The organism is Oceanobacillus salinisoli (assembly GCF_009733865.1).
Classification (GTDB): domain Bacteria; phylum Bacillota; class Bacilli; order Bacillales; family Amphibacillaceae; genus Oceanobacillus; species Oceanobacillus salinisoli.
Genome location: NZ_WOFB01000027.1, coordinates 67,517 through 79,522, shown reverse-complemented (window position 1 = coordinate 79,522; position 12,006 = coordinate 67,517). Strand labels below are relative to the sequence as shown.

The 12,006-nt window shown below is 34.3% G+C and carries 8 protein-coding genes, 2 pseudogenes and 1 other annotated feature; of the genes and pseudogenes, 4 read left to right on the top strand and 6 right to left on the bottom strand.

Annotated elements, in window-relative coordinates:
* The first annotated feature begins 238 nt into the window (after positions 1 to 238).
* The 3 genes and pseudogenes from GMJ66_RS17210 to GMJ66_RS17200 form a co-directional block, all read left to right on the top strand.
* Positions 239 to 814, top strand: coding sequence for a TetR/AcrR family transcriptional regulator (locus GMJ66_RS17210; RefSeq protein ID WP_156291552.1), 576 nt, complete (start codon positions 239 to 241; stop codon positions 812 to 814).
* Between the two features lie 61 nt (positions 815 to 875).
* Entirely contained in the window at positions 876 to 2,096 is a 1,221-nt protein-coding gene (locus GMJ66_RS17205) for an MFS transporter (protein WP_197046755.1), read from the top strand.
* A gap of 27 nt (positions 2,097 to 2,123) precedes the next feature.
* Positions 2,124 to 2,393 (top strand): annotated as a pseudogene (locus tag GMJ66_RS17200) (tyrosine-type recombinase/integrase); the annotation flags it as partial.
* Positions 2,394 to 3,163: 770 nt separating this feature from the next.
* On the opposite strand, the gene GMJ66_RS17195 reads toward GMJ66_RS17200, so the two are convergent.
* The 6 genes and pseudogenes from GMJ66_RS17195 to tyrS all read right to left on the bottom strand — a co-directional run bounded on the left by GMJ66_RS17195 (position 3,164) and on the right by tyrS (position 8,591).
* Positions 3,164 to 3,658 carry a ribosomal-processing cysteine protease Prp gene (locus tag GMJ66_RS17195; RefSeq protein ID WP_156291550.1) on the bottom strand — a complete coding sequence of 165 codons (495 nt, stop codon included), beginning with the start codon at positions 3,656 to 3,658 and terminating at the stop codon, positions 3,164 to 3,166.
* Positions 3,659 to 4,588: 930 nt separating this feature from the next.
* A complete protein-coding gene (locus GMJ66_RS17190) occupies positions 4,589 to 4,945 on the bottom strand; it encodes a DUF805 domain-containing protein (RefSeq protein WP_156291549.1) in 357 nt (118 codons plus the stop codon).
* A 44-nt stretch (positions 4,946 to 4,989) separates the two neighbouring features.
* Positions 4,990 to 5,787 carry a M48 family metallopeptidase gene (locus tag GMJ66_RS17185; protein ID WP_156291548.1) on the bottom strand — a complete coding sequence of 266 codons (798 nt, stop codon included), beginning with the start codon at positions 5,785 to 5,787 and terminating at the stop codon, positions 4,990 to 4,992.
* 259 nt (positions 5,788 to 6,046) lie between these two features.
* Positions 6,047 to 6,229 (bottom strand): hypothetical protein, encoded by a 183-nt coding sequence (locus tag GMJ66_RS17180; protein ID WP_156291547.1) that lies wholly within the window; start codon positions 6,227 to 6,229, stop codon positions 6,047 to 6,049.
* Positions 6,226 to 6,369, bottom strand: a pseudogene (locus tag GMJ66_RS21250) (SMI1/KNR4 family protein); the annotation flags it as partial. The pseudogene GMJ66_RS21250 and the gene GMJ66_RS17180, both read right to left, overlap by 4 nt.
* Before the next feature lie 950 nt (positions 6,370 to 7,319).
* A complete protein-coding gene (gene tyrS / locus GMJ66_RS17170; RefSeq protein ID WP_156291546.1) occupies positions 7,320 to 8,591 on the bottom strand; it encodes a tyrosine--tRNA ligase in 1,272 nt (423 codons plus the stop codon).
* Between the two features lie 46 nt (positions 8,592 to 8,637).
* Positions 8,638 to 8,853, bottom strand: a binding site (T-box leader).
* 132 nt (positions 8,854 to 8,985) lie between these two features.
* Here tyrS and GMJ66_RS17165 point away from each other — a divergent pair.
* The gene (locus GMJ66_RS17165) at positions 8,986 to 11,940 is read left to right on the top strand and encodes a transglycosylase domain-containing protein (protein ID WP_156291545.1); all 2,955 of its coding nucleotides are present in this window, start codon (positions 8,986 to 8,988) and stop codon (positions 11,938 to 11,940) included.
* The last annotated feature ends 66 nt before the right edge of the window (positions 11,941 to 12,006 follow it).

Sequence of the window (12,006 nt, the reverse complement as noted above, 5' to 3'; positions counted from 1 at the left end):
AATCAAATTCTATGATCACCTTGTTTAACTCTTGCACCCATTAGTTTAAGTACAATACTTCACAATCTTTTTTACACCTTCATAAACTTAATCCCTTAAATGTGTTATCCATGAAAAAAGACGCCTTCTTATTGAAGAAAAGCGCCCTTTAACGGAAACCTTGATTTCAAGATAATTTTTTCTGGACTTATCGTTCCGTAATATTTATACTAAAGTATATGAATGGAGGTGTTGTAAATTGGGTAGAAGTATAAATTTTAACAAAGAACATGCTTTGGATAAAGCAATGTATTTATTCTGGGAAAAAGGCTATGACGCTACATATATCTCAGATCTTATTGAAACGATGGGAATTAGTCGATCTACTCTTTACGATAGTTTTGGAGATAAGGAAGAACTTTTCAAACTGGTTTTAGAACATTATAAAAACTGTGGCTATCGAAAAAGAAATTTGCTTTTTAGCGGTATAGACACTAAAGCATCACTTAAATCCTTTTTTTATCAACATATTGAAGAATGCTATTCAGATGACATTCCCAAAAGTTGCATTATAACTAATTCTTCACTGCTTATTGGACATATTGATCCTTCTATAGAAGAAATACTTTTAAATGATTTTAATGAACTTGAGAAGGTATTTAAGCAAGTCATTGAAGAAGGAAAAAAGAAAGGAGAAATTTCACAAGAGGCTAACTCTGAATTAGTTGCATATTCTTTATTAAGTTTAAATCACAGCATTAATTTAATGTCTAGATATAAAAAAGAGAAAAATCTAGCCTACAATCTAGTGGATAAGACTATTGCAGACCTATAGTCTTTCTTTTTTAAGTATTTCGGAACGAACGTTCCAAAAACAACAAGAATAAACAAAAGGAATGATAAAGTTGACTAAAAAGACAAATTTTCTAATATTTATTTTGGCAATTAGTTGTGGTTCACTTGCTGCTAATATTTATTATGCACAACCAATTGTACAATTCATTGCAGAAGATCTGAACATCTCTTCTGATTTATCTGGATTGCTCACTACCTTGACACAAATTGGGTATGGATTGGGCTTATTTTTTATCGTACCTTTGGCTGACTTATTTAAAAGTAAGAAAATAATAGTAATTCTTATCGGGCTTACAATTATTTCATTAATTGGTACGCTAATTTCGACAAATGGAATTGTTTTTTTAATATTAACAACCATAATTGGCATTGGAGCCTGTGCGGCTCAAATGTTAGTTCCACTAACAATGAGAATTGTGCCCATTGAAGAGGCAGGTAAATATGTGGGTAAAGTGATGAGTGGTTTATTGATTGGGATTATGATTGCTCGCCCATTTTCTATCGGAATAGCTGACTGGTTCGGCTGGAGAATGGTATTTCTTTTTTCATTAATAATGCTAGTTGTCGTATTACTGTTAATCATAAAATTTTTGCCCAACTATGAAGTAGTATCGACTAGTAACATGTCATATCCAAATTTAATAGCTTCTATGGTGAGGCTACTAATAAATACATCTCCTTTACAAGAAAGAGCATTTTATCATGCATGTTTATTTGCAACATTTAGTCTTTATTGGACAGTTATCCCCATTTTATTAAGGTCTGAACCGTTACATTTTTCAAATAATGAAATTGCATTATTTGGCTTTGTTGCAATAGCTGGAGCTTTACTAACTCCTACTATTGGTAAAATAGCGGATAAAGGTTATATTTTTACAATGACTAATGTATCAATGGCGCTCGTACTATTGTCAATCGTCCTATTATTTTTTGTTAAAGATCATTCACTATTTAGTGTACTTTTAATACTTATCTCAGGCATTAGTATTGATATTGGTGTGTCAGGAAATTTATTATTAGGTCAAAAAGTGATATTTGGTTTGAATCCCGGGATAAGAAACAGACTTAATGGATTATATATGACTATTTTCTTTTTGGGAGGAGCCTTTGGTTCATGGATTGGAAGTTATACTTACTATAAATTTAATAGTGAAGTCGCTTTACTCTTTGGAACAGCTTTGCCTTTAATCGCCTTATTAGTTCATTTAATAAAAAATAATAAAATAAATTTATCAAAAACCAAAAGTAAATACATGTCCTAACTATTAAGGTACCCCAAAAGTTAGAGTAACAGCATCACCTATTCATTGAGACGTATAATCAAAAAAGCAAATTTAAAGCCAATTACTCCACATGGATTAAGACATACACATGCTACTCTCCTTCTTAGCCAAGGTAAACGGGGAGCGAGTGTAAAAGTTGTCGCGGAACGACTAGGAAATACACCACAAATGATTCTCGATATATACGGTCACACATTTTTAGATTTGGAAGAAGAAACTGTTCAATTATTCTCCGAAAGTTTAAATGGGGCCAAAACTGGGGCCAATTCTGAATAAAACCGATATAAACACTGACATATCAAGGGTTGAGAGAACCGTTTAATTCTATTCTCGTTAATTTTACTGCTTTGTATACAGCAGTTTTAAAAAACCTAGAAAGCTTGTTATCAAAAGTGTTCTAGGGTTTTTATTTATATGTCGATTGTAGAATAATGTATTAAATGTTAACTATTTAGTGGGACTTTTGGGGGCGGTTTTTGCCCTAATTTTTGTGGACAGTCGCTTATACCTACAGGCTTCTATTTTAGCTATCCTAATTTTTAAACTTATCTTTATCTACCTGCTCGAAGTTCTTCTATAATTAACGTAGTTTTTTTGTTCTGAATGCTGTCAAATTTCGTATGTTGCTGTTTTACGACTCTTAGGATCTCTGCTGCCTTTTGGAACCTTTAGAATTCTAGATATCTTTCTGTAGCCGTGTGATTCTAATAAATTTTAATATCTTTTAGATGCTTTTCGTTTTCTTCACGAATGATCCGCCGAATAACATCTTCAATAGTCAAATATATCACCTCACTACCAGAGTAGGTATTCCTTCTAATATGAATCTTATTTCACACTGTTTATTTCTACATAATATAATTTTATCCTTTTTATCGGCCCTAATTTTTAAATTATTATTACTAAAGCACCATACACAAACACACTAGCAACAGCCAAATTCAGCTAAACTTTTACTAAAAATACAGCAAAGTAGATGACTTCTTTTACTAAAGCCCCCGTTAGTACATTAAGTAGATAGCTTCATAATACAACTGACATGTTCTTTATCTATCACTTATTTCCATTACTTTAAGAAATTCATTGCCGTACTCTTGTTCAATTTGTTTTAACCCGAGCCTAAGTGATTCAATTAATACTAAAGATTTTTCTTTACCAACTTCACTGCCAAAACTACTTACTTCTAGTTCGATAGAGGGTAATCCATTTCTAGTTTCTTGGTTATAACTTAACTCACTATCTGTAAATTCCACTAAAGAATTTACTGTGTTTATTGTTAGTGCAGATATTGCAGAGGCTACGATGTCGGTCCCATATTCAGAATAATTAGTTTCCCCAGTCACAATAACCTTATATATAAGGTCGTTACTATTCTTTATAAACAAAGCTGTTACTCCCTTATCTTTTATGTTATCCTCTACATTTATAGTTTGATTTCCCTTCTCTATTTGTCCATTAAAGTTTTTATTGTTACATCCACTCATAAACATAATAGTTACAATCAAAAAAATTAATCCTTTTATAAATATATGGTTTTTCATATTTTAATTACACCCCATTGTTGTAATTTAGCTTTGCTATTTTTTTATTTTTGACCCTGATAGAGTATAGCCCCCGTTTATTGAATAAGGAATTATTTAATCAAAAATTAACTGGTATCATATAAAGGTCTTTAAAATACATCTCACTGTTTTTTGAAGCTAAATATTTATTGGGAAACTCTCCCATTTAAAAGCAATTTCGTTTAGAAACTTATCAAAAGTATCCTTAGTATCAAAGGTTGAGTTTGATTCAATGAACACTTTGAACATATTTTCTATCTTCCAGTATTCTTCAATACTTACTGAAGATTGTGAAATACCACATTTATTTAATATGACTTTGATGTTATCAATTAAAAAATTAGTGTGGTCTAAATCCTTGGATTCAAAAAATAGGGTAATTAGCATAATTTCTCCTAGAATTGCTTCCGTTTGTTGAATAACTGAATAAATTATTCTTCATCTTTTTGAGCTGAAACTAGAATACTTAATCCTCTTTTTCACCATAATCCCACATTTTTAGCCAAGAATATGTATATGATGGCAGATAAAAAGTACGTTCCTTCTAATGGTTTTATTGTTGTCATATCAATTCCGCTTGATTCTGTTCTGGTTGAATACTTACTTCTCTTCCAGTACTGTTATAATAAACAAATTTCATAATCTTCTCCTTATTTTTTTGATTTTCACTTAACTCTTAAGGAGGTATCCATATATAATCAGAATGCTTTGAGCTAATGGTGTGATTTCTTTGTTATATTTAGAATAATCCTTAAATCATAATAGAAAACTGCACCTCCAACTGTTAGATTGTGTCCAACAATTGGGGTGCAGTTCAAACCCACGCGTTTTGATTTGTGAATTACTTGTTTGCACCTCTCAAGTAAATCCGTTAATGTAATTCAAGCAGTTTTTCTAAAACAATTTTATTTATTCACTATAACTAACTTTTGGATTAGGTCCGTATTTGTTCTCTTCTTCTTCACTATCAAGACACATAAATACTAAAAGGACAATTGGTCCAATTATTGGAACTAATCCAATTAATAACCACCATCCACTTCGACCAATATCGTGTAGCCTTCTAACCCCAACAGCTAATGAAGGTAATAAAATGAATAATGAAAAGATTACATATAATATCGTAATTGCATCTGAAAAGACTATAAATAGCTGAAATAATAAGCCAATAATAATGTTGCCTAATGCAAACATCCAATATTCCTTTCTTCTTGCTCTTCCACTAAAACCTACATAATTCTTTATGACTTCTAAATATAAATTCATATATAAACCCCCTTAAATATGTATTTTTCTATTATATAATGTTATTACACAGTACTTTCATTTTCATTCTGAAAATCAGCAAACGTGCAACCATAATATTCCGGAGCCTCTCTTATATGTTGTATCTTTTTAATTCTTATAGGTAATGGAGGATGTGTTGAAGATGCATCACTTAAAAAAATAAAAAATCCTCTTTCCCGTTTGTGTTGCTCTAAATAGTCTACAACATTAACTTTATTAAACAGCATCTTACCGGATGCTAGAATCATTAAAGCATTAATTGCCGATTTTGAATTACCAGTATACACCGTAGCAATTCGGTCACAAGTAAATTCACAAGCTCTGGAATATGCTGTTCCTAAAAAAGGTACCCATCTTGCCGGGAAAATTAAAGCATTTTTAGATATATGATTCCGTTTAATATGCGCTAGTTCATGAGCGATAATAAAATTAAGTTCACTATCATTTCCATCTTCAATAATCTCTACAATGTCCGAATAAAGTACAACAAAGTTTCTACCAAAAAACTTAGTTGCAAAGGCATTAAGTAAACCACCTGATTGAATCATAAATACATCTGGTATTGTTTTTAGTTCCATGGCAAGTGATAGTTCTTTAACTTTCGCTGCAATCTTTGGAAATTGCTGTTCTGTGATCTTAACACCATTGGTTCTAACATTTGCTATAAACAGCCCATTCATGAAAAAGGCTATTAAAAGTCCGATAACTAGGTATGGAATTCCAATTAATGAAATGATTAAAGCAAAATATATAAATAGACTTGTAATAACACACATAACAAAATAAATGTTCTCATTACCATGGATTAGTCGTTTATTCATTTTTTCACTCCCTTCATTTAATCTATAAAGTTTATCTCAGTATATTTATCGACTAAAATCGACTAAAATTTAGGGGGGTTATAAATTAATTATAAAATAGATGATGACTGATACCATTGATACAAGACCAATTTTGTCAAAGAATTTATATATACTCTTTGTATCAACAATCCCCCCTTAAACCCTCCTTAGACTCTACTGACCCGTTAGTACAATAAGCCTAAAAAATAATTAGATTCATCTGTACTTTATACTTATATTACTGCTGCCTAAAATCATCGTGATATATTCCCAGTTCATCATTGTTCAGTTTGATAAAAATGGAGTCACCACTACCGAGGGAGCAACTGGCTATAAAAACGTATCCATCTTTTAATGCTGATGTTCCAGGTTCACATTCGGTATTTTCTTCAATTATATCGTCAACACTCCCCCACATCATATAAGAAATACATCATAATCCTCAATTGGCTCATCTTCCTGAACCCCAAATTCTGCACCGATTAAATGGATTGTTGTATAAAGTTCTATGTACCATTTTGGTAATTTTATATTTAAATTTTTTTCTAATCTCTCTATATCACTTTCGCTTGCTGTTTTTTCTCAAAACTCTCGATAATGCAACTTAATTCTTTAAACTACTAAATAATTGGCTTCAATGATAGTATCATAATTGTCATTATTAAGACCCTCCCAAACTATTTTTGTTCTGTTTATGTAACTTTGCTTCTTAAACTATTCTGCCTCTTTATTAGAACAAGAAAATGTTGTCACACCAATCTATATATGCTTTAACTCTAGTACCCTTCTAAGAACAGGAATCTAATTGTCTAAATTTGTTCGTTTTGTTATTTTTATTTCTAAGTCCTTATTTTTTGAAGTGTAAGTATTAAGCAGAAACGACTACCGCTTTCAGTACAGGTTAGGATAAACTGAGGGAACTTCTGGGGGAATTTTAAAATGTACCTCTCAAACACTGATAAAACAAGGGTTTTTAAAACTGTTCAGTTCTACTCTCGTTAATCTATATAGTTTGCAGGTTAACACACACAAAACCTTGAAATGTTGTTAATTCAACGTTTTAGTTTATATATTTATTTATGGCTGTTATCTAAAATTTTTTTGCTTTTGAAGAAAAGTTTTATTTCTTATTTTGTATAGAGTCCGACATAGATTAAATGATAGCCTGACGTGTTTAACCGCTTTGGGAAATACACTACGCGCCTCTTAGGGTGACCCATGGGTTCGACAACAGGACGTTGGTCACAACGGCGTTGCCCCAAAGGGATTCGGTGGGTCGAGTATCGCTACTAGCATGTATAAAGGAATGGAAAGAAAATAGTAGCACAACACAATGCATAACATGCTAGCGGTAGAATAAACTGCAACTCATTACGTCTCTATCACAACAAAAACAACAAACCTTTTCGATGGGACGAGTAACCATAGTCCCAATCTTTTAGAAAACAGCCTTTAGTAAAAACATATAAAAAGTTTCCTAGTAATTACACTAGGAAACTTTTTTTACATCTTTATTGAAAATCAATTAGGAAATACTTCTTCTTCCCGCGGCGAATGATCGTAAATTTATCCTCAATCCGATCATCCGCACCAACTGTATAATTAATTTCCTGTTCCCTTTCCCCATTAATATATACGGCACCATTCTTAATATCTTCTCTCGCCTGTCTTTTCGATGGGGAAATGTTCGCATTCACTAGAAGATCAACTAAACCAATCTCCTCTTTTCCTGTTTCATAGGTTGGCACGTCCTTAAATCCTTGCTCAATGTCACTTGCAGACAATTGTTTCAGTTCTCCACTAAATAAAGCTTGTGAAATTTTTTGAGCCTGCGCCAACGCTTCTTCACTGTGTACGAGTTTCGTCATCTCTTCTGCCAGGCGTTTTTGAGCCATACGATTTTCTGGTCTACTCGCAACTTCACCTTCTAAATTAGCTATTTCTTGTTCACTTAAAAATGTGAAGTATTTAATGAACTTAATCACATCACGGTCATCTGTATTAATCCAAAATTGGTAAAACTCATATGGAGTTGTCTTTTCTGGATCAAGCCAAATTGCTCCACCAGCAGTTTTTCCGAATTTCGTTCCATCGGCTTTTGTAATTAAAGGAACGGTTAATCCAAAAACCTTAATATCTTCGTCCAGATCTTCTCTGGAACGGCGAATTAGTTCCATCCCGGCCGTAATATTACCCCATTGATCACTTCCACCGATTTGCATCGTACAGTTTTCTTGTTCATATAATTTCATAAAGTCCAGAGATTGAAGAATCATGTAACTGAATTCCGTAAATGAAATTCCATTTTCAATACGTGCAGAAACGGATTCTTTGGCAAGCATGTAGTTGATGCTAAAATGCTTCCCTGCATCACGCAGGAAATCAATAACTGTCATTTGACCTAGCCAGTCATGATTATTTCTAACTACAACGGAATTTTGATCTTTTTCCACTTCCAGAATCCTGTAGATTTGCTGCTTTACTGCTTCACTGTAACCTATGACAACTTCCCTCGTATTCAATGATCTTTCTGTTGACCTACCACTTGGATCACCAATCATTCCTGTTCCCCCACCAACAAGTGCAATCGGCTTATGCCCAGCCTTTTGGAATCGTTTCAGCATAATAAGTGGTACTAAATGCCCGATATGCAAACTGTCTGCGGTAGGATCAAATCCACAATACAATGTCACCTCATTATTTGCTAAATGTTCTTTCAATCCATCTTTATCTGTGACCTGCTGAATTAAGCCACGATTTTCCAAGTCCTGTAAAATGTCCACTTTATTCACTCTCCATTTCTACAAAATAAAAAAACTCCTCCCTAAAAAAAGGGACGAGTTTTAACACGCGGTACCACCCTTGTTGCACAACTTGTGCCACTTGGGATTTGTTAACGATGTCTCCACCGTTTCTCCTTCATACATCAGAAAAAGAAATAGCTCCAGAATGTAATTCACCTGCAAATATATACTAGTTTCCACCAGCCACTAGCTCTCTGTAAAAGGGATTTGCAACACTACTCATTTCCTTCATAGCATAAAATTATATGTACTCCAAATTGTTATTATACATCTATATCACATTAATGTTTGAATTGCAACTAATTTGAAATATTCATACCCGGAATACCATACTTATGCTATAATTATAAAAGAATTTTAGGGGGTTTTACAAATGAAACTTAAAGACTTGTTTCATCCATTTAATGAGAAAGTAAAGTCAGTATGGAATACCATTTGTTCTCATACATTTATACAAAAGATACATTCAGTCTGGAAGTCCGGAAAAATCCAATCCACTTCACGTATTACATATGATGTAGTCTGGAATGTTATTTTATTCTTTTTAATCATTGGATTTGTCGTTGCTTTCTTCGTTGGAGGTCTCAGTGCTGGCTATTTCGCCTCCCTTGTAAAGGATGAGCCAATCAGAAGTTATGCAGACATGGAAAAAGATATTTACAATTACGAAGAAACATCAAAATTATATTTTGCTGATAATATTTATATTGGAGATGTAAAAGCAGATCTATACCGAGAGGAAACAACGCTTGAGAATATCTCCCCTATATTAATTGATGCCGTTGTTGCAACTGAAGATGAATATTTTGAAGAACATGAAGGGATTGTACCAAAAGCCATCTTCCGTGCCCTATACCAGGAATTAACCAATTCTGGACAAAGTGGTGGGAGTACACTAACACAGCAATTAATTAAAAATCAAATTCTCACAAATGAAGTATCTTTCGAGCGTAAAGCCAAGGAAATACTGCTGGCCCTCCGTTTAGAACGTTTCTTTGAAAAAGATGAAATTTTAGAAGCTTATTTAAACATCGTACCTTATGGTCGAAATTCATCCGGCGGGAATATTGCAGGTGTACAAACTGCAGCTCAAGGAATATTTGGAGTTGATGCCGATGAAGTTAATTTGGCACAAGCAGCTTATTTAGCTGGACTTCCGCAAAGCCCGTCCTACTATACACCATTTAAAAATTCAGGTGGTTTAAAAGATGAAGAAGGTATCCAACCAGGACTTAACCGAATGAAAACCGTTTTAAATCGGATGCTTGAAATGAAATATATTACAGAAGAAGAATATGAAGAAGCACTGAATTATGACATCGTTGCTGACTTTAAAGAAGAAGAAAATTCACCACATGAAGAGTATCCGATATTAACTAGAGAAATCCAAAAACGAGCAACAGAAATTATTATGCTGCAGCTTGCTGAGGCAGATGGCTACAGTTCAGAGGATTTAGAGAATGATGAGGAATTAGAGGAACAATATGAAATGTTAGCTTCACGTTCCATTCAGTCAGACGGTTATGAAATTCACTCCACGATTGATAAGGAAATTTATGATGCTTTCCAGCAAGTTGCAGAAAACTACGAGCATTATGGAAAAGATAAATTATCCATTATAGATGGCGTTGAAATCTTGCAATCGATTCAGGCTGCTGCGGTTCTAGTTGAGAACAGTACGGGAAAAATTATCAGCTTTTTAGGCAGTCGTGAATACAGTCAAGAAGATCAAACAAATTATGCTACATCTCGTAGGCAGATTGGGAGTACTTCAAAACCATTGGTCGTATATGGACCTGCAATAGAGATGGGTGCCGTTCAGCCCGGCACGCCAATTGCCGATTATCCAAGAAAATTTGGCGGTTACCAACCTAAAAACTATGGCGGTGGAAATTATGGTACCGTCTCCGTACGAAAAGCCTTAGCGAGTTCTTACAATATCCCGGCGGTTGCTACGTATTACGAGATACTGCATAATGATCCCGCACAGTATTTGGAAAAGATGGGAGTAACGTCACTAACTCCATCCGATCATGAAATTCTGTCTTTCGCCCTTGGTTCATCTGACTACGGTATTTCTGTTGAAGAAATTATTAATGCCTATGCAACCTTGGGAAACAACGGTAAATTTGCAGATGGGTATATGATTGAAAAAATAACAACTGCCGATGGTGAAGTAGTATATGAGCATGAACCAAATCCTGTAGATGTATTTTCACCACAAACAAGCTATTTGGTCATTGACATGATGAGGGACGTTATTTCAGGCGGTACGGCTACCTATGTGAATTCCAGACTAAAATACAGTGGTGTGGATTGGGCTGGTAAAACGGGGACATCCCAGGATTATGATGATGCATGGTTTATCGCCACAAATCCAAATGTAACTTTTGGAACATGGTTAGGTTATGAATATCCTGATTCCATTTACGATAGTTCCTATCCATTAAGTTATAGCCAGCGAAATCAGAATCTATGGGCACAGTTAATCAATGCAGCTACCGACATTAACCCAGAACTGCTCGCTCCTTCTGAAAGGTTTCAGCAGCCAGAAGGTATCGTTTCCCGAAGCTACTGTGGTATATCTGGAATGCTACCATCAGACTTGTGTGAAAAAGCTGGTTTAATTAAAACTGATATCTTCAACAGCAAACATGTTCCAACCAAAACGGATGATAGTTTAATTACTGGCTCACAAGTGATTGTCGATGGCAAAGCAGTCCCAGCTGGTTCAAATACGCCTGAGGAATTTGTTGAAGGTGATGGATTAATGTTTAATCCTGAATGGCTGGAGCGTATGGGGTATGGCAATGACATAACCAAACTGTATCCAAGGACTGAAAGAGATAAATGGGAAAAAATAGCAGCTCCGAGTCATGAGGTGCAATCATTGGCCATTGAAGACGATGGAAAAGCACCAGGGGCACCAACTTCCATGAAGAATACGAGCAACAATTTAACATGGAACAAACCTGGAGCCAAGGATGTGGTTGGTTATCGTGTATTTCGCGCCACAGAACCTGATGGGGATTTTGAACTTGTAGGCAGCACGACAAGTACAGAATTCCCAATTGGGAATAATGATTTTGCCATATACCATGTGAAAGCCGTAGACTATTTTGGATTAGAATCTGATGCTTCAAAAGAATTAGTAGTTGGACAAGCTCCTGAATCCGAAACGGAAACTGCTGATGAAGACGGAGAAGAAGCTAACGCAGATGACAAAAACGAAAAAGATAACAAACAGCAGGAAAAACAAAATAAGGAATCCAACTCAGAAAACAACAATGAAAATGGTAATAATAACGACACCAATAATGAGAATTAACGATTCTTTTATATTAAGAGTAGTTCAATTTCGGAGCAATAACATTTATACTCCGAATTGGACTAC